General features: G+C 56.5%; 22 protein-coding genes. 19 read left to right on the top strand and 3 right to left on the bottom strand.

Translation table 11 applies throughout. From position 1 onward, the window contains the following. The first annotated feature begins 141 nt into the window (after window positions 1-141). From PHF15_RS07610 to gstA, 3 genes are all read left to right on the top strand, one after another. Window positions 142-1,356, top strand: a complete 1,215-nt coding sequence (locus PHF15_RS07610) for a 6-phosphofructokinase (RefSeq protein ID WP_300120109.1) — start codon at window positions 142-144, stop codon at window positions 1,354-1,356. Window positions 1,357-1,366: 10 nt separating this feature from the next. Next, entirely contained in the window at window positions 1,367-1,963 is a 597-nt protein-coding gene (locus tag PHF15_RS07605) for an NAD(P)H-dependent oxidoreductase (protein WP_300120108.1), read from the top strand. An 88-nt stretch (window positions 1,964-2,051) separates the two neighbouring features. Continuing rightward, window positions 2,052-2,660 (top strand): glutathione transferase GstA, encoded by a 609-nt coding sequence (gene gstA / locus PHF15_RS07600; RefSeq protein ID WP_300120107.1) that lies wholly within the window; start codon window positions 2,052-2,054, stop codon window positions 2,658-2,660. 99 nt (window positions 2,661-2,759) lie between these two features. Here the strand turns inward: gstA and PHF15_RS07595 are convergent, their stop codons facing one another. The 3 genes from PHF15_RS07595 to PHF15_RS07585 are packed head-to-tail and all read right to left on the bottom strand — an operon-like array spanning window position 2,760 to window position 4,237. Continuing rightward, on the bottom strand, window positions 2,760-3,233 hold the full coding sequence (locus tag PHF15_RS07595) for a cytochrome C (protein ID WP_300120106.1): 474 nt from the start codon (window positions 3,231-3,233) through the stop codon (window positions 2,760-2,762). Window positions 3,234-3,281: 48 nt separating this feature from the next. Continuing rightward, on the bottom strand, window positions 3,282-3,869 hold the full coding sequence (locus tag PHF15_RS07590; protein ID WP_300120105.1) for a NapC/NirT family cytochrome c: 588 nt from the start codon (window positions 3,867-3,869) through the stop codon (window positions 3,282-3,284). Window positions 3,870-3,892: 23 nt separating this feature from the next. Beyond that, on the bottom strand, window positions 3,893-4,237 hold the full coding sequence (locus tag PHF15_RS07585; protein ID WP_300120103.1) for a c-type cytochrome: 345 nt from the start codon (window positions 4,235-4,237) through the stop codon (window positions 3,893-3,895). A gap of 263 nt (window positions 4,238-4,500) precedes the next feature. On the opposite strand from PHF15_RS07585, the gene rquA reads away from it, so the two are divergent. The 16 genes from rquA (at window position 4,501) to PHF15_RS07505 (ending at window position 17,432) form a co-directional block, all read left to right on the top strand. Continuing rightward, a complete protein-coding gene (gene rquA, locus PHF15_RS07580; RefSeq protein WP_300120102.1) occupies window positions 4,501-5,244 on the top strand; it encodes a rhodoquinone biosynthesis methyltransferase RquA in 744 nt (247 codons plus the stop codon). Between the two features lie 70 nt (window positions 5,245-5,314). Then, on the top strand, window positions 5,315-5,950 hold the full coding sequence (gene ccmA, locus PHF15_RS07575; protein WP_300120101.1) for a cytochrome c biogenesis heme-transporting ATPase CcmA: 636 nt from the start codon (window positions 5,315-5,317) through the stop codon (window positions 5,948-5,950). After that, window positions 5,947-6,642, top strand: coding sequence for a heme exporter protein CcmB (ccmB, locus tag PHF15_RS07570; protein ID WP_300120099.1), 696 nt, complete (start codon window positions 5,947-5,949; stop codon window positions 6,640-6,642). Before ccmA ends, ccmB begins: the two co-directional genes overlap by 4 nt. Then, the gene (gene ccmC / locus PHF15_RS07565) at window positions 6,639-7,376 is read left to right on the top strand and encodes a heme ABC transporter permease CcmC (RefSeq protein ID WP_300120098.1); all 738 of its coding nucleotides are present in this window, start codon (window positions 6,639-6,641) and stop codon (window positions 7,374-7,376) included. The genes ccmB and ccmC overlap by 4 nt, the downstream gene beginning before the upstream one ends. Further along, complete coding sequence (gene ccmD, locus PHF15_RS07560) at window positions 7,363-7,548, top strand: heme exporter protein CcmD (RefSeq protein WP_300120097.1); 186 nt, start codon at window positions 7,363-7,365, stop codon at window positions 7,546-7,548. The genes ccmC and ccmD overlap by 14 nt, the downstream gene beginning before the upstream one ends. 2 nt (window positions 7,549-7,550) lie before the next feature. Beyond that, window positions 7,551-7,994: a cytochrome c maturation protein CcmE gene (gene ccmE / locus PHF15_RS07555; RefSeq protein WP_300120096.1), complete on the top strand. Its 444-nt coding sequence runs from the start codon at window positions 7,551-7,553 to the stop codon at window positions 7,992-7,994. 61 nt (window positions 7,995-8,055) lie between these two features. Then, entirely contained in the window at window positions 8,056-10,023 is a 1,968-nt protein-coding gene (locus tag PHF15_RS07550) for a heme lyase CcmF/NrfE family subunit (RefSeq protein ID WP_300120095.1), read from the top strand. After that, window positions 10,020-10,544 carry a DsbE family thiol:disulfide interchange protein gene (locus PHF15_RS07545; protein ID WP_300120094.1) on the top strand — a complete coding sequence of 175 codons (525 nt, stop codon included), beginning with the start codon at window positions 10,020-10,022 and terminating at the stop codon, window positions 10,542-10,544. Before PHF15_RS07550 ends, PHF15_RS07545 begins: the two co-directional genes overlap by 4 nt. Beyond that, on the top strand, window positions 10,541-11,008 hold the full coding sequence (locus PHF15_RS07540) for a cytochrome c-type biogenesis protein (RefSeq protein WP_300120093.1): 468 nt from the start codon (window positions 10,541-10,543) through the stop codon (window positions 11,006-11,008). The genes PHF15_RS07545 and PHF15_RS07540 overlap by 4 nt, the downstream gene beginning before the upstream one ends. Continuing rightward, window positions 11,005-12,351, top strand: coding sequence for a c-type cytochrome biogenesis protein CcmI (gene ccmI, locus PHF15_RS07535; protein ID WP_300120092.1), 1,347 nt, complete (start codon window positions 11,005-11,007; stop codon window positions 12,349-12,351). Before PHF15_RS07540 ends, ccmI begins: the two co-directional genes overlap by 4 nt. Before the next feature lie 473 nt (window positions 12,352-12,824). Next, window positions 12,825-13,586, top strand: a complete 762-nt coding sequence (gene minC / locus PHF15_RS07530; RefSeq protein WP_300120091.1) for a septum site-determining protein MinC — start codon at window positions 12,825-12,827, stop codon at window positions 13,584-13,586. 27 nt (window positions 13,587-13,613) lie between these two features. Next, window positions 13,614-14,429 (top strand): septum site-determining protein MinD, encoded by an 816-nt coding sequence (minD, locus tag PHF15_RS07525; RefSeq protein ID WP_300120090.1) that lies wholly within the window; start codon window positions 13,614-13,616, stop codon window positions 14,427-14,429. A gap of 4 nt (window positions 14,430-14,433) precedes the next feature. Next, the gene (gene minE / locus PHF15_RS07520) at window positions 14,434-14,694 is read left to right on the top strand and encodes a cell division topological specificity factor MinE (protein ID WP_296163054.1); all 261 of its coding nucleotides are present in this window, start codon (window positions 14,434-14,436) and stop codon (window positions 14,692-14,694) included. Between the two features lie 166 nt (window positions 14,695-14,860). Further along, the gene (locus tag PHF15_RS07515; protein ID WP_366520590.1) at window positions 14,861-15,733 is read left to right on the top strand and encodes a branched-chain amino acid ABC transporter permease; all 873 of its coding nucleotides are present in this window, start codon (window positions 14,861-14,863) and stop codon (window positions 15,731-15,733) included. Between the two features lie 2 nt (window positions 15,734-15,735). Further along, window positions 15,736-16,668, top strand: a complete 933-nt coding sequence (locus PHF15_RS07510) for a branched-chain amino acid ABC transporter permease (RefSeq protein ID WP_300120087.1) — start codon at window positions 15,736-15,738, stop codon at window positions 16,666-16,668. A 2-nt stretch (window positions 16,669-16,670) separates the two neighbouring features. After that, a complete protein-coding gene (locus tag PHF15_RS07505) occupies window positions 16,671-17,432 on the top strand; it encodes an ABC transporter ATP-binding protein (RefSeq protein ID WP_300120086.1) in 762 nt (253 codons plus the stop codon). The last annotated feature ends 10 nt before the right edge of the window (window positions 17,433-17,442 follow it).

Below are 17,442 nucleotides of genomic sequence, written 5' to 3'. Positions count from 1 at the left end.
GCCTGCGCGCGCAAGCAAAGGCTGGATTTTACCGATGCCTGCGAAAAGCGCACGGCAGCGACAGGCATGGGCAAAATTCAAGCCGCATCGGAGGCACAATTCAGACATCATCCATTTACTCCCTACGCACAGGAATTCCACATGGCCTCCGGAAAAATACTCGTCGCCCAGGGCGGCGGCCCCACTGCCGTCATCAACCAGTCGCTGGTGGGCGTGGCGCTCGAAGCGCGCCGCTTTGCCCACATTGGCCACATTTACGGCGCCCACCACGGCGTGCGCGGCATCATCGACGAAGACTTTGCCGACCTGACGCAGGAGACCAGCCACAACCTGGAACTGGTGGCCAACACGCCGTCGAGCGCCCTGGGCTCCACCCGCGACAAGCCCGATGAGGCCTATTGCCGCGAAATTTTCAAGGTGCTGCAAGCGCACCAGATCGGCCACTTTTTCTACATTGGCGGCAACGACTCGTCGGACACGGTGCGTATCGTGAGCCAGCAGGCGCGCGCGGCCAACTACCCGCTGCGCAGCATCCACATTCCCAAAACCATCGACAACGACCTTGTGGGCAACGACCACACGCCGGGCTTTCCGTCGGCGGCGCGTTTTGTCGCGCAGGCTTTTGCCGGCGCCAACCTGGACAACGCGGCCCTGCCCGGTGTTTACGTGGGCGTGGTGATGGGGCGCCATGCGGGGTTTTTGACCGCAGCATCGGCATTAGGCAAAAAATTTCCCGATGACGGCCCGCACCTGATCTACCTGCCGGAGCGCACCTTTGTCATCGCGCAGTTTCTGGCCGATGTCAAGGCCACCTACGAGCGTTATGGCCGCTGCGTGATTGCCGTCTCCGAGGGCATTCACGATGCCTCCGGCACGCCCATCACGGCGCTGTTGGCCAAGGAGATGGAGCATGACGCGCACGGCAATGTGCAACTCTCGGGCAACGGCGCGCTGGCCGATTTGCTGTGCGAAGAGATCAAGTCCAAGCTCAAGATCAAACGCGTGCGCGGCGACACCTTTGGTTATCTGCAGCGCTCGTTCATCGGCTGCGTGTCCGATGTCGATCAGCGCGAAGCCCGTGAAGTGGGCGAGAAAGCCGTGCAGTTTGCCATGTGGGGGCAACATGATGGCTCGGTCGCCATCAAGCGCACCGGTTTTTACTCGGTCGATTACGAATTGCTGCCGCTGGAAGCCGTGGCCGGCAAGACCCGCGTGATGGAAGACGAGTTCATCGCCCCCAGCGGCACCGATGTGACCGACGCCTTTCGCATGTACCTGCGCCCGCTGCTGGGCTCGGGCATGCCCGACGCCTTCAGGCTGCGCCACCACCCGGTGGAACGTGTGCTTAAAAAATAAGCAATCAACCATGGACCTCCTGATTTTTGCGGGCAGCACGCGCGCCCAGTCGTACAACCGCCAGCTGGCCAGGGTCGCTGCCGACCTGGCGCGGCAATCCGGAGCAGAGGTCACACTGCTGGAGCTCTCCAGCTTCGACATACCGCTCTACAACGCCGACCTGGAAGCCCGTGGCACGCCGCCCGATGTGATTCGCCTGAAACAAGTCCTGCTCGATCATCCGGGCTGGATCATCTGCTCGCCTGAATACAACGGCAGCTATACCGCGCTGCTGAAAAACACGCTGGACTGGGCCTCCAGCCCGGTCAAGGGCGACCCCGACTGGAGCCAGGGCAGCAGAGCTTTTACCGGCAAGGTCGTGGGGCTGCTGTCCGCTTCGCCAGGCGCTTTGGGCGGTCTGCGCTCGCTGCAACACCTTGCGCCATTGCTGAGCAACCTGCAGTGCTGGGTGGCGCCGCAACAATTTGCCCTGGGCGAGGCGGCCAGTGCCTTCGATGCCGCCGGTCAACTGCAGCTTGACAAACAACGCGAAGGTGTCGCATCGGTCGTCAAGCAGGTGCTGTGGGCGGCGGAGCGCCTGACACCGACGAACCAAAGTGAGAAATAAGCCTGTTTCGGCAAGCCTGGCAGCGTCGCGTTAGCATGATGGTGTTGACCGATCAGGTCGATCCCAAGCAACCATTACCTGGATATTCATGAAGCTTTACTACTCTCACGGCGCCTGCTCATTGGCACCCCACATCGTCCTGAAAGAATCCGGTCTGCCCTTCGAAGCCATTGCCGCACCCACCAAAACCCACAAGCTTGCCGATGGCACCGACTACTACAGTATCAACCCACTGGGTTATGTGCCTTTCCTGGTGCTCGATGATGGCCGTACCCTGCATGAAGTGCCTGCCATTTCGCAATACATTGCCGACCAGGTGCCGACCAAGCAACTAGCCCCCGCCAACGGCACCTGGGAGCGCTACAAGCTGCAGGAATGGCTCAACACCATCGGAACCGAGCTGCACAAAGGCTTCTCACCGCTGTTCACGCCCGGGATGCCGGCCGAGGCCAAGGAGATCGCCAAGACACGTCTGATCTCACGGCTGAACTGGGTCGATGGCGAACTGGCAGGCAAGGATTACCTGATGGGTGACACCTTCACCGTGGCCGACGCCTACCTGTTCGTGGTGGCGGGCTGGGGTAAATTTGTGGGGGTGGACGTCAGCGGTCTGGACAATCTGAGCGCCTTGGTGGCCCGTGTCGCTGCGCGGCCTGCCGTGCAGGATGCCTTGCGCGCTGAAGGTTTGCTCAAGTAGCCAGACCACGGCAAGATCCATGCTTGAATCTTGCTAAATTCCGTTAATAAAAAAAGCCGCTGGGTCACAGCGGCTTTTGCATTCAAAGGAACGCTTGAATCAATACTTGGTTTGAACTTGGCGCAATTGCTCCAGCGTAACCGGAGGCATATCGCCACGTTGGCCAACACCATTCAGATTCCATGCCTTGCCTTCACCCACAACCCAAGCCTTGACAAGCTTCAGGTTGGCAGCGCGTTCAGCATCGGTCTCACCCAAGTACTTGTACATGTTGCCAGCCTTACCCTTGGCGTAGGGGTTCGTGCCATCATCCAGACGACGCATCAACGCACCTGTGGACTTGCCGTCCACCAGTTGCAAAAGATGTTCATAGGTATCGACACGCGGACCCACCTTGAGTTGCTTTTTGTACTTGTCTTCGTCCAGTTTGAACTCTGCCATCGAGGGAGCATTGTTTTCAGCAAAGTGACAGTCTGCGCACAATTTCTTGAACATAGGCGCAATGTCATTGCGATAGGTCACATCGGCAGCCACGGCGGGCAAAGCCACCACCGCACCAGCCAGAATGGCCAATAATTTCAATTTCATCATCGTCTGCTCCTCGGGTTAAAAGAATTCATCTTACTTGACAGCCATCGTATTGAACAACTCCGTCGGGCTTGGACCCTCTGGTTCGTTGTGGGCAATACCAAAATGGCATTCAATACAGGTTTTTCCTTCAGCCTTGCCTTTGGCATGACGCTTCTGGGCACTGGCAGACTGCAAGTCCACACTCATCTTGTCCGCCCGATGGCAACTACGGCAGTTATGAGAGTCATTGGCTTTCATTTCCAGCCACACCTTTTGTGCCATATGCGCACGTTTGGCCTCGAACTTTTCCTTGGTATCAATGGAAGGCGCGATGTAGGTGTAGAAAACGTCCTTGGTGGCCTTGATCTTGGCAAACACCAAAGGCCCCGGCTCATGGGGCACATGACAGTTGGTACAAATCGCCCGCACACCGGTGCGGTTGGTGTCATGGATGGTGCCCTTGTACTCGTCCAGGTTATAGGACATTTCATGACAGCCCACGCAAAACTCTTCTGTACTGGTGAATGCCAAAACATAAGCGCCCGCGATTCCCACGGAAACTGAGAAGAGGAAAAGTGCGACCAATGAACCCAGTACCAGCTTCCAGTGCTGGCGCATTTTTTTGACGACTTCAGACATCTTGATGGGCCTGTCCTGCTCGCTTAACGCGACAAAATGTATTGCGCCAGATTCTTGATGGCGGCGTCATCACCTTTGGTTTTGACGTGATTTTCTTCTTCACCGTCCACCTTGACCTTGGGACCGGTGGTCAGGTGGGTGACCAGCTTGGCTTCGGCATCAGCCTTGCCTTTGTATTTTTCCGCGACCTTTTTATAGGAAGGGCCGGTTTTATCTTTGTCAACCGAATGGCACTTGGAGCACTTGTTGTCCTTGATCGCAGCTTCGGCGGCCGCCGCGTCAGGAGCAGCTTGTGCAGCCATTGCGCCGCAAGCCAAACCAGCGGCCATCAAAGCGTGCAAAAGATAGGAAATTTTAGTGTTGCTCATGTGAATCCTCTATGAAAGTTAAATGGTTAAAGAAGAGCTAATGTACCAAGTCCCGATGCTACTCCCATCGAAATACCCTTCACGCCCCTTTTTTTGATATATGTCAACAGGTGGGCAGTTAGTGAATCGGGGTTTACCCCAAATGCATGTACAAACTGTCTCGTGAACAGTCTTTTCATTTCAGTTAGCATCAGGCCCGTCATTTCATCACTTCCCCGGCACGCATGGTCTTCCATGGGTGCCCGTCATCTTCTTGAATGCATATGATTTTGAACAAAGCCAGCACCGAACACGGCAAAGCCATCCTTGCCGCGTCAGCGCCTTGCGCCATCACACCCGTGACCGTGCCGCACTATCTGGAATCCACCTACTGGTGGGCCTACACGCACCCGAATGCAGTGCGCGTGTTTGAGCGCCAATGGCTGGTCAATCTGATTTTGTGGGGCAACTTTTCCCGGTTGCGCGATCTGGCGCTACAGGAAATGGGCGATGTCATCAACGGCGACGTGCTGCAAGTGGCTTGCGTCTATGGCAATTTCACCGAACACCTGGTGCGCCGACTGGGGCCGCAGGGGCACTTGAATGTGATTGACGTGGCGCCGGTGCAAATCACCAACCTGCACGCCAAACTGGGCCAGCAAAAACAGGTCACGGTGTTGCAGCAGGATTCATCAGCCCTGCATTTTGCCGATGCCAGCCATGACACCGTGGTGGTGTTTTTCCTGCTCCATGAACAACCCGCCGAGGTGCGGCGCAAAACGATTGCCGAGGCCTTGCGCGTGACCAAACCCGGTGGCAAGATTGTGTTTGTGGATTACCACAAGCCCAAAGCCAGCAACCCGTTTCGATATGTCATGGTGCCGATCCTGACCACCCTGGAACCCTTTGCCATGGACTTGTGGAACGGTCAAATTGCCGATTGGCTGCCGTCAGACTGCAAGAGCCTGGCGCTTGAAAAGCAGACCTATTTCGGCGGGCTGTACCAAAAAGTCGTGATGACGCGCTGATCCCGCATCACTCTAGTCAACGCGGCGTACCGTAAAATCAGCCGGTTTTGTTTCTGCGACAGCTCTGCCTTTGAATATCATCCCATCACTGTCTTTCACCAAACTTGGCTGCATCAAGGGCGGGCGCCAGCTATTCAAGAACGTGGACTGCGAGCTGACCCCTGGGCACTGGCTGTATGTGGCCGGCGCCAACGGCGTCGGCAAAACCAGCCTGTTGCGCATGGTGTGCGGCCTGGCCCCTATTGAAGCCGGTGACATTTTGTGGAATGGCACGCCCATTCATGCACAGCGCGAAGCCTACCGCCAGGACCTGTGTTACCTGGGCCACTTGAATGCCCTGCAGGAATCCATGACGGTCGATGAGAACCTGGCTTTTATCACGGCCCTGGGAGGCATTGCCCCTGACCGGGCGCAAACCCAGGAGGTCCTGTCGCGTTTCGGCCTGCGCGGTCGAGGCAGGCAACTGGTGCGCCATTTGTCACAAGGGCAAAAGCGGCGCGTGGCCTTGTCACGGCTGGTGTTGAGCCCGGCCAGGCTGTGGGTGCTGGATGAGCCTTATGTGGCCATGGACGAAGGCGGCATCAACCTGCTGGCCGATCTGATTGCCGATCACCTGGCAACTGGTGGACTGGCGGTGCTGACCAGCCACCAGCGTGTGAACATTGGCAACCTGCCGCCACAAATGCTGGAGTTGCAGGCGCAATGAGTACGCTCGTCAAACCTGTTGGATTGGGCCGGGTGCTGCTGGCCGTGCTCAGGCGCGAAATTGCCTTGGGGTTTCGCCAAAAGGGCGAGGTGCTGACGCCGCTGGTGTTTTTTGTGGTGATTGCCAGCCTGTTTCCGCTCGGCGTCGGACCGGAAACTGCCTTGCTGTTGCGCATGGCGCCGGGCGTCTTGTGGGTCAGCGCGCTGCTGGCCGCGATGCTGTCGCTACAGCGCATGTTCGCCACCGACTACGCCGACGGCTCGCTGGAACAGATGGCGCTGTCCACCACCCCGCTGGCCTTGCTGGTGCTGGCCAAAGCGCTGGCCCATTTCTTGTTGGCGGGGCTGCCCCTGGTGCTGATGGCGCCGGTGTTGGGATTGCAGTTTGGCCTGGACACCCGGGCTCTGGGTATCTTGATGCTGTCGCTGCTGCTGGGCACGCCCACCCTGAGCCTGATTGGCAGTATTGGCGCCGCCTTGACCTTGGGCGTACGGGGTGCAGGGGTTTTGCTGTCGCTATTGATCTTGCCGCTGTATATTCCGGTTCTTATTTTTGGTGCGGGTGCGGTTGAAGCTGATGCAGCCGGCATGGGCATTGGTGGCCATTTGTCACTGATGGCGGCCCTGTTGGTACTCTCGCTCTTTTTCTCTCCCCTGGCTACGGCAGCCGCTTTGAGGATTTCCCTGGAATGAAAACACGTGTGATTCATTGGTTCAAGTTCTCTTCTCCGCAGAACTTTTATTATTTGGCCGGAAAAATGTGGCCTTGGTTTGCCACTCTGGCCGCGCTGCTGACGCTGGTCGGCTTGTGGATTTCGTTTTTTGTGGCGCCCGTCGATGCCCAGCAGGGTCAGGGGTATCGCATTATTTTTGTCCATGTGCCGGCCTCGCAAATGTCCATGTTCATCTACCTGGTGATGGCGGGCTGGGCTGGCTTCGGCTTGGCCTTCAACACCCGCCTGTCGGGCATGATGGCCTCGGCACTGGCGCCAACCGGCGCGTTATTCGCTTTTTTGTCGCTGGTCACCGGCGCGCTGTGGGGCAAGCCGATGTGGGGCGCCTGGTGGGTCTGGGATGCGCGGCTGACCTCTGAATTGATCCTGCTGTTTTTGTATCTGGGCTTTCTGGCCCTGCAAGCCTCCATCGACGATCCGCGCCGGGCCGACAAGGCCTGCGCCATCCTGGCGCTGGTGGGGGCGGTCAATGTGCCTATCATTTATTTTTCGGTGAAATGGTGGAACACCCTGCATCAAGGCGCGTCGGTGTCCATGAAAGGGGCCAGCATGGCCACGCCCATGCTGGCCGGGATGCTGATCATGGTTTTTGCTTTTTGGATGTACACCATCGCCATTGCGCTGGTGCGGGTGCGCAGCATTATTCTGGATCGGGAACGTCATACGGAGTGGGTGAAACATGCAGTGGCATAGCGTTGGAGAATTTCTGGACATGGGAGGTTACGCCTTCTATGTATGGGGCAGTTTTGGCATTTCAGCCCTGGTGGTGATTGCCGAAATCTGGCAGGTGCGCGCTCACCGGCGCGAAATCTTGCGAAACCTTTTGAACGATAACGACTCTCAAAACGATTCAACCGCACAATGACCATGAAACCTCGTCACAAACGCACCGCCATGATTGTGGGCGCACTGGCCGCCATCGGCATCGCCTCATACTTTGTCCTGAATGCCTTTCAAAGCAATCTGGTCTTTTTCTTCACCCCCAGCCAGGTGGGTGCCGGTGAGGCGCCTCACAACCGCGCCTTTCGCATCGGCGGCATGGTTAAAGAAGGCTCGGTGCAGCGCAGCAACCTGACTGTGTCTTTCGTCGTCACTGACACGATCAAGGAAGTGCCCGTAACCTACACCGGCATCCTGCCGGATCTGTTTCGCGAAGGCAAGGGCGTTGTCGCCCAAGGTCAACTCAACGCTGACGGAAAATTCACCGCCTCCGAGGTGCTGGCCAAACATGATGAAAACTACATGCCACCCGAAGCCCAGCATGCGCTGGACCAGGCTGAAATCGAAAAAGCCGGCAAATCCCTGAAATAACGCTTCATGCTGCTCCATTTCACCAGCAAGTCACCCGTCCTTTAACGCACCGAGACCCAACATGATTCCAGAACTTGGACATTTCGCACTGATTCTTGCCTTGCTGGTTGCTGCAGCATTCGGTACCCTCAGCCTGGCAGGCGGTCAGCAGGGGAGAGCCGACTGGATGGCGCTGGCGCGCCCTGGTGCCCAGGTGCTATGGCTATTGGTTGGCTTTTCGTTTCTGTGTCTGACCTACTCTTTTTACACCAATGACTTCTCCGTGCTGTACGTGGCCCAGCACTCCAACACCCAGTTGCCGGACATTTACCGCATCGCCGCGGTGTGGGGCGGCCATGAAGGCTCGCTCTTGCTGTGGTTGCTGATGCTGTGCACCTGGATGATGGCGGTATCGCTCTTTTCGCGCCAGTTGCCCGATGCCATGGTGTCGCGTGTGCTGGGGGTGCTGGCGCTGATCGCCGTTGGTTTTCTGCTTTTCATGCTGATCACGTCAAGCCCTTTTTCACGCCTGGTCGAAATCCCGGTTGACGGCCGTGACCTGAACCCGCTGCTGCAAGATCCCGGCCTGGTGTTTCACCCGCCGATGCTCTACATGGGCTATGTCGGTATGTCGATTCCGTTTGCTTTCTCGATCGCAGCCCTGCTCAACGGCCGGCTTGATGCGGCATGGGCACGCTGGACACGCCCTTGGGCCACAGCCGCCTGGATTTGCCTGACCATCGGCATTGCCATGGGATCCTGGTGGGCCTACTACGAATTGGGCTGGGGCGGCTGGTGGTTCTGGGATCCGGTGGAAAACGCTTCTTTCCTGCCCTGGCTGGTCGGCACCGCGCTGATGCACTCGCTGGCGGTCACTGAAAAACGTGGCCTGTTCAGAAGTTGGACCATCATGCTGTCGCTGATTGCGTTCTCGCTCAGCCTGCTCGGCACCTTCCTGGTGCGCTCGGGGGTGTTGACGTCGGTCCATGCTTTTGCCACCGACCCCAAGCGCGGCGTCTTCATTTTGTTGTTTCTGGCCGTGGTTGTAGGCAGCTCGCTGATCTTGTTTGCCGCCCGTGCCGGCAAAGTGCGTTCCGGTGGATCGTTTTCGCTTATTTCACGCGAAACCTTTTTGCTGATCAACAACGTGCTGCTAACCACAGCAGCGGCGGCGGTTCTGCTGGGCACGCTTTACCCCCTGATCATTGATGCGCTGAATTTGGGCAAACTGTCGGTGGGCCCGCCCTACTTCAACGCCGTCTTTGCACCCATCATGACACCGGTGCTGCTGTTCATGGTGATTGGCAGTTATGCCCGCTGGAAAAATGACACAGTGGCTGATCTGACCAGAAAACTGCGTCCCATTGCGATCGTTTCAGTGCTGCTGGGTTGTACCGCGCCTCTGCTGGCTGGCGAATGGTCGGCCCTGGTCGCCATGGGCCTGACCTTGGCGATCTGGATCGTGCTGGCCTCGGCCGTGCAGATTTACCGCCAGCTCAAAGACACGGTCAACTGGAAGTCCACTCCTGTTTCTTATTGGGGCATGCATGTGGCGCACATCGGTATTGCGGTGTGCGTGGTCGGCATCACCATGGTCAAAGGTTACGAAACCGAAAAGGACGTACGCATGACCATTGGCGACACCGTCGAAGTAGGCGGTTACACCTTCCGGCTGACGGGCATCAATGAAGTACCTGGCCCCAATTACAAGGCCGATCGCGGCAACGTGGAATTGATCAAAGATGGCAAGGTCCTGCGCACGCTTTACCCTGAAAAGCGCGCCTATTTTTCGTCCACCATGCCGATGACCGAAGCCGCCATCGACACCACTTTCACGCGTGACGTGTATGTGTCACTGGGAGAAAAGCTCGAAGGCGAGGGCAAGCCGGCCTGGGCCATGCGCGTCTATTACAAGCCATTCATCGCCTGGATCTGGTTTGGTTGCTTGTTCATGGCCATCGGCGGCGCCATGGCGGCCTTGGACAAACGCTACCGCAAAAAAGTGGCTGCCAAATTGAATATGACAGACATGAAGGGCGCTGCCGCATGAAAAAGGGTTTGATACCGTTAGGCATCTTTGTTGTCTTGCTGATCTTTTTGGCCATCGGACTGACGCGCGACCCGCATGAAATTCCGTCGCCCCTGATTGGTAAACCCGCACCAGCATTCACCGCGCCGGTACTTGGCAAGCCGGGAGAAACATTCTCCAACAAAGACATGCTGGGCCAAGTGTGGCTGCTCAACACCTGGGCCTCCTGGTGCGTGGCCTGTCGGCAGGAGCACCCGTTGCTGGTTGAATTTGTCAAAACCAATCCGCTGGTCATCGTCGGCTTGGACTACAAAGACAAGGAAGCTGATGGCCTGCAATGGCTGGCCCGCTTCGGCAACCCGTACACCCACACCATCGTGGATGCGGACGCGCGTATCGGGATTGATTTCGGTGTCTATGGCGTGCCAGAGAGCTTCCTGATCGACAAGGCAGGCATCATCCGCTACAAACAGATTGGCCCGTTCACCGAAGAAGCCTTGCGCGACAAACTGGTGCCGCTGATCAAGGAACTGCAATCATGAAATTCCTGATCGTTCTTTTTATGGCGCTGCAATGCGCCATCGGTGCGCACGCCGAAGAGGCGGCACCATTGGCTGAAGACCCGGTGGTGGAACAGCGCCTGATTACCATTGCCGAAGAGTTGCGCTGCCTGGTTTGCCAGAACGAATCACTGGCCGGCTCCCGCGCCGATCTTGCCAACGATCTGCGCCGTGAGGTGCGAACCCTGATCAAATCCGGCAAGTCGGATGCCGAAATCAAGGAGTATCTGGTCAACCGTTATGGTGACTTCGTGCTGTACCGTCCGCCCGTCAAACCCACGACCTGGCTGCTCTGGTTCGGGCCATTGCTGCTGTTGATCGGTGCCATCTGGTTACTGGTGACTGCCATCAGGCGCAATCAAAGTCAAAAAGACACCCCGGTGCTAAACGCCGCCCAGCGCGCCAAAGCGCAAGCCCTTCTTCAAGAAACTGATTCTTCCAAATGAACGTCTTTATAGGTATTTCAGCGCTGTTGACGCTGCTGGTTGTAGCTTGGGTGATTCGCCCGCTGCTTGTCAAACCAAAGGGTAGCGGTACGTCCAGCGAAAAACTCAACGCTGCCATCCACCGCGACCAACTGCAGACCCTTGAAGGTGATTTGGCACGCGGCGTCATCAGCCAGCAGGACTTCGAGACCACCCGCGAGGAGTTGCAACTTCGCCTGCTTGACGACACCGAGAGCTTTGAAGCAGCAGCAGGTGATCAAACCCCTGGATTTTGGACCCCACCACGCATGGCGGCGGCAATTGGCGTGAGTCTGCCGGTGCTGGCATTGGGCATTTACCTGCAATTGGGCGCACCAGCAGCCATCAACCCACCGGTGGCCAGCGTCAACGCGGAAGATCAGCAAGTCACGCAAATGATCGACACGCTGGCGGCCAAACTGAAAGCCAATCCCGACAATCCGCAAGGCTGGGCCATGATGGCGCGCTCTTATAAGGTTGTGGGGCGTTTCGAAGAATCCAAACAGGCGTTTGAACGAGCGGGTGACTTTATCAAGACCAATCCGGACATGCTGGTCGATTACGCCGAATTGCTGGGCATCATGGCGGGCAACACCTTCGTCGGCAAGCCTCAGCAAATCGTCGAGGAAGCGCTGCGGCTGAACCCGGAACATCCCATGGGCTTGATGATAGCGGGGGTGGCCGCCTATCAAAGCGGCGATTTCCCCAATGCCGTGACGCGCTGGGAAAAATTGCTTGGCCTGTTGCCGCCCGATTCGCCGGATACACAACAAATTCAAGCCAACATCGCCGACGCCCGTGGCAAAGCCGGAATGCCTGCGGGCGCGAGCAACGTGTTGCCACCGGTACCTGAAAATGCCGCTGCAGGCATGACGCCAGAGATGATCAACCAGATGGTCGATCGGCTGGCTGCCCGCTTGAAAGACAATCCGGATGACCTGGCTGGCTGGGCACGGCTGGCACGGGCATACAAGGTGCAGGGGCGTCTGGATGAAGCTGCCAACGCCTATGCCAAGACTGGCACACTGCTGGACTCTGACCCTGATTTATTGACCCAATACGCCGACACCTTGGCCATGCGCGCCAAGAATCTGCAAGGCAAGCCAGCTGAACTGGTCAACAAAGCCCTGACGATTGATCCCAAACACCCGATGGCGCTGATGATGGCGGGGCAAGCGGCTTTTCAGAGCGGCAACTATGCCAAGGCGATTGGTCACTGGCAGACTGCCTTGACGGTTTTGCCGGTCAATTCTCCTGATATTGACCCCATCAAGGCGGAAATTGCCGATGCCAAGTTCAAAATGAGCGCTTCCGGCAAACCCTGATAGAAGGCTCATAGCCATATAGCCCGGTTAATTCCGGGCTTTTTTTTACTCATCAATCAGTGTATAAGTTTGTGGATAATAAAACTTTAAATAGCAAGTTATCCACAGAAATATAATTTCAGGATACTTACCCAAGAATCTGGTACAGATAAAAAGCGCGGCGGTGCACATTAACGAAGATAGTTCAAATCATTGATTTATATTAACAAAAGTGACTTATCCACGACATTGGCAAGTCCTTATCTACTACCACTACTTTAAAAGAATAAAGATAATTAATGACAGCTGACAAAAATCAAACCGTTTTCAAGAGTTCCAGCATCAATGTAAAAATCCTGTGCATAGAGTCAATAAAATTGATCCATCGATGGTTTTTGGCAGCTTGATCAAGTAACATTTACCCGTTGCCACTATGCAGCATCAATCAACTTTATTTCAGACCATTAGCTTTTTTCATTTTTTATTCATGTCACGTGGCACATACCTTTGAAATCAAAAGCGCTCAGTTGCCATTGGTGGCATTGCTGCTCAAAACACCTGACCTGGCACATATCATTGAAGACCTTTACGCGCAGTTTGGGCCGGCGAGTCAGAGCCCGGACTTTTTTGATGATGATGCTTTGGTAATAGACTTTTTGAATTGTGAATTCCAGGGGATCGATCAGTCGCTGCCGGCATTGCTGTCAACCTTGCATCACTGTTGTCTCAAGCCGATTGCCTTTCGCAATGCCATGCCGTCAACAGCGACTGCAGCCATGGCTTGCGGTTTGATCGAAGCTCCAGCTGAAATGCCGCGCAGCAAGACTGCCAATCCAAAAAAGACCTCAGATAAGCCCGGCCCAGAAACCGTGCGCGAAGTGGTTCGGGAAGTGGTGCGCGAGGTACCTGGCCCTGCGACCCTGGTGATTGACAAGCCTTTGCGTTCTGGCCAGAAAATATACGCGCGGGGCGCTGATCTGGTGGTGTTGGCGATGGTCAATATGGGTGCAGAAGTGGTGGCAGACGGCAACATTCACGTCTATGCGCCCTTGCGTGGCAAAGCCATGGCCGGCGCCAGTGGCAACACCCAGGCGCGAATCTTTTCACTCTGTCTGGAGCCAGAACTGATTTCCATTGCGGGTGTGTACCGTACCAGCGAAAATCCACTCCCAAAAGATATCCACGGCAGGCCGGCACAGGTGCGCCTGAGTCTCGACGGCCAGGACAAGCTGATCTTCGAAGCCTTGAACCCTTAAATTTTCTCTTTGAAAGACCCCATCAACATGGCAAAAATAATTGTGGTGACTTCCGGCAAGGGTGGGGTGGGTAAAACCACCACCAGCGCCAGTTTTTCGACCGGCTTGGCCATGCGCGGCCACAAGACCGCCGTCATCGACTTCGATGTTGGCCTGCGCAACCTGGACTTGATCATGGGCTGCGAACGCCGCGTGGTGTATGACCTGATCAATGTGATCCATGGCGAAGCCAACCTGAACCAGGCGCTTATCAAGGACAAACAGTGCGACAACCTTTATGTGCTGGCAGCCTCGCAAACGCGCGACAAAGATGCCCTGACCCAGGTTGGCGTTGAAAAGGTGTTGGCTGACCTGGCCGCCATGGATTTTGAGTTCATCGTCTGTGACTCGCCCGCCGGGATCGAGACCGGTGCACTGATGGCCATGCACTTTGCCGACGAGGCCCTGGTGGTGACCAACCCCGAGGTTTCCTCGGTGCGCGACTCTGACCGCATTCTGGGCATGCTGTCGAGCAAGACTAAACGCGCCATGGAAGGGCTGGAGCCCATCAAGGAGCATTTACTGATCACCCGCTACAACCCGTCGCGGGTGAACCAAGGTCAAATGCTCTCCTTGCAGGACATCAAGGACATTTTGCGCATCAAGCTCATTGGCGTGATCCCCGAAAGCGAAGCGGTGCTCCAGGCCTCCAACCAGGGGGTGCCGGCGGTGCACATGGAAGGCAGCGACGTCTCTGAAGCCTACAAGGATGTGATCGACCGTTTTCTGGGTGAAGACAAGCCCATGCGCTTTACCGAGCCGCCCAAACAAAGCTTGTTGAAACGTCTGTTCGGGGGGAAATGACGTCATGTCTTTTTTCTCATTTTTTCTGGGCGAGAAAAAGAAAACCGCCAGCCTTGCCAAGGAACGCCTGCAGATCATCCTGGCGCATGAGCGCAATGGCCGCAGTCCTGCCACCCCGGATTACCTGCCTGACCTGCAACGCGAATTGATTGCGGTCATCAGCAAGTACATCAAGATCAATCCTGACGATATCAAAGTCAACCTGGAGCGACAGGACAATCTGGAAGTGCTGGAAGTCAAGATCGAGTTGCCAGACGCGCGCTGAACCGGGAAAGTTCCATGGGCAGTTTTGAATGACCCAGATCAAACAACCCCGATTTCAGTACTGAATTTGTAGCTTAAAACGCTTATCATGCGAGCGCTTAAAGCCAAAGTTTTAGCGTGGAATCAATCAATCATTCATTATTTCCCGGATAGCTGGGCGTCTCATGCTGGCCCAGTTTCTACAGTTCCTGTTCTCCGGCATCACGGTTGGGGCGACTTATGCTCTGGCCGCATTGGGTTTCACGCTGATCTACAACGCCAGCAATGTCATTAACTTTGCTCAGGGAGAATTCATCATGCTGGGCGGCATGTTGGCGGTGTATTTTTCCCAGTCCGGACTGCCACTGCCATTCGCCTTGCTATTGGCGATAGTATTGCCTGCCCTGGTGGGCGTGGTGCTTGAAAAGTTGGCGATTGAACCCGTCAAGGGCGCAGAGTCGGTGACGCTGATCATCATCACGATTGGCGCCTCCCTGGTGATCCGGGGGTTGATCCAGGTCTGGTTGGGCAAGGCGACACACAGCCTGCCGGCGTTTTCGGGTGATGAACCGCTGCAGATTCTGGGTGCCACGCTGATGCCGCAAAGCCTTTGGGTGCTGGGGGTGACAGCGCTGGTCGTGCTTGGCTTATGGTATTTTTTCAATCGAACCCTGCATGGCAAGGCGATGCTGGCCACATCGCATAACCGCCTTGCAGCCGAGTTGGTGGGCATCAACACCAACTGGGTTCTCTTCATGAGCTTTGCGCTTTCTGCTGCGCTCGGAGCCTTGGGTGGCATTCTGGTCGCACCGATCACGCTGACCTCGTACGATGTGGGTGTGATGCTGGGGCTCAAGGGTTTTGTGGCAGCCGTGGTGGGTGGTTTGGGCAATGGACTGGGCGCCGTACTGGGCGGATTGCTGGTGGGTATTCTGGAAGCCATGGGCGCTGGCTACATCTCGTCATCCTACAAGGATGCGATTCCGTTTGTGTTGATTTTGTTGATGCTGTTTTTCAAACCACGTGGCTTGTTTGGCGGCAAATTGACCGACCGGGTCTGACTATGCGCAACCCAGCTTTTATCGGTCTGTACCTCATCATGGCGGTTCTGCTGGTGTTGCCTTTTGTGCTGCCCAACAGTTTCTACATGGACCTGGCAATTCGCATGGCGATCAACGCGGTGATTGTGCTGAGCCTGAATCTTCTGATCGGTTTTGCCGGGCAGATCAGTTTGGGGCACGCAGGGTTTTTGGGCATTGGCGCTTATGCTTCTGCAGTGTTGCCGACGCACTTTGGCTGGCATCCGCTGCTGGCCATGGTGGCAGGCGCAGTGGGCGCAGGGCTGCTGGCCGCCGTGCTGGCGCGGCCCATTTTCAAGCTCAGGGGACATTACCTGGCCATGGCCACGCTGGGATTGGGCATCATCATCAATATTGTGGTGCGCAATGAGGCGGGCCTGACCGGTGGCCCTGACGGTATGCCGGTGCCAGCCATGGCGCTGCTGGGTTATGAATTGTCAGGCGACAAGCTCTGGTATTGGCTGACTGCCTTGTTGTTGTCGCTGGCCATCTGGGCTTCGCTGAACCTGATCGATTCGCCGTTTGGACGTGCCTTGCGGGCCTTGCATGGCTCTGAAGTGGCCTCGCAGGTGGTTGGGGTCGATGTGGTGCGCTACAAAGTCGCCATTTTTGTGGTCTCGGCTGTGATTGCCAGCATCATGGGCAGCGTCACCGCCCATTACGTGGGTTTTGTGACACCTAATCTGGCAGATTTTTTTCACTCCCTTGAACTGGTCACCATGGTGGTGATTGGCGGTATGGCGTCAGTCTATGGCTCGGTGGTGGGCGCCGTTTTGCTGACCGCCCTGCCGCAGACACTCACGTCTTTTGAGGGTTGGGAAACGGTGGCGTTTGGCACCATCCTGATGCTGTGCATGATCTTTCTGCCCAAAGGCTTGGTGCCGACCCTGGCGGCCAAGTTCGTGAGGGGTGAATAGGCATGGCGCTGCTTGAAGTGAACCAGCTATCGATTCATTTTGGCGGTGTCAAGGCGGTACAAAATGTGAGTTTCGCCATTGACGCAGGCATCGTTTATGCCGTCATTGGCCCCAATGGCGCAGGCAAAACCACCTTGTTTAACCTGATCACCGGCATCTACACCCCGACCAGCGGCACGATCAAACTCGACGGTGAATCCATCGGCGGAAAAACGCCCAACGAACTGGCGCAGCGCGGTGTGGCCCGGACCTTTCAAAACCTGCAAATCTGCATGAACATGAGCGCCATCGAGAACGTGATGGTGGGTGCGCATCTGCGGCTCGATCGCAATTTGTTCAAGGCAGCCTTGCGCTGGCCATCCATCCGGACGCGCGACCATGAACTGCGGCAAGAGGCGACAGAACTGATGCGCTTTGTTGGCCTGCAGGACTACTTGCAAGCCCGTGCCGACAGCATGCCCTATGGCGCACTCAAGCGCCTGGAAATTGCCCGCGCCCTGGCCATGAAGCCGCGCCTGATTTTTCTCGACGAACCCGCCGCCGGGCTCAATACCAGGGAAACCCAGGACGTGGATGCTCTGGTGCGCAGGGTGGCCGATTCGGGTATCACGGTAGTGCTGGTGGAGCATGACATGAAGATGGTGATGAATCTATCAGACCGCATATTGGTGCTGGACTATGGCAAAAAGCTGGCCGAGGGCAGTTGCATCGAGGTGCGCAACAACCCGGACGTGATTGCCGCCTATCTGGGTGCGCACGCCTGAACGACAAGCA

Origin of the sequence: Rhodoferax sp., assembly GCF_028689295.1 — a bacterium.
GTDB lineage: Bacteria > Pseudomonadota > Gammaproteobacteria > Burkholderiales > Burkholderiaceae_C > Rhodoferax.
The sequence above is the reverse complement of the archived record's forward strand: the minus strand, read 5'-3'. Positions and strand labels throughout refer to the sequence as shown.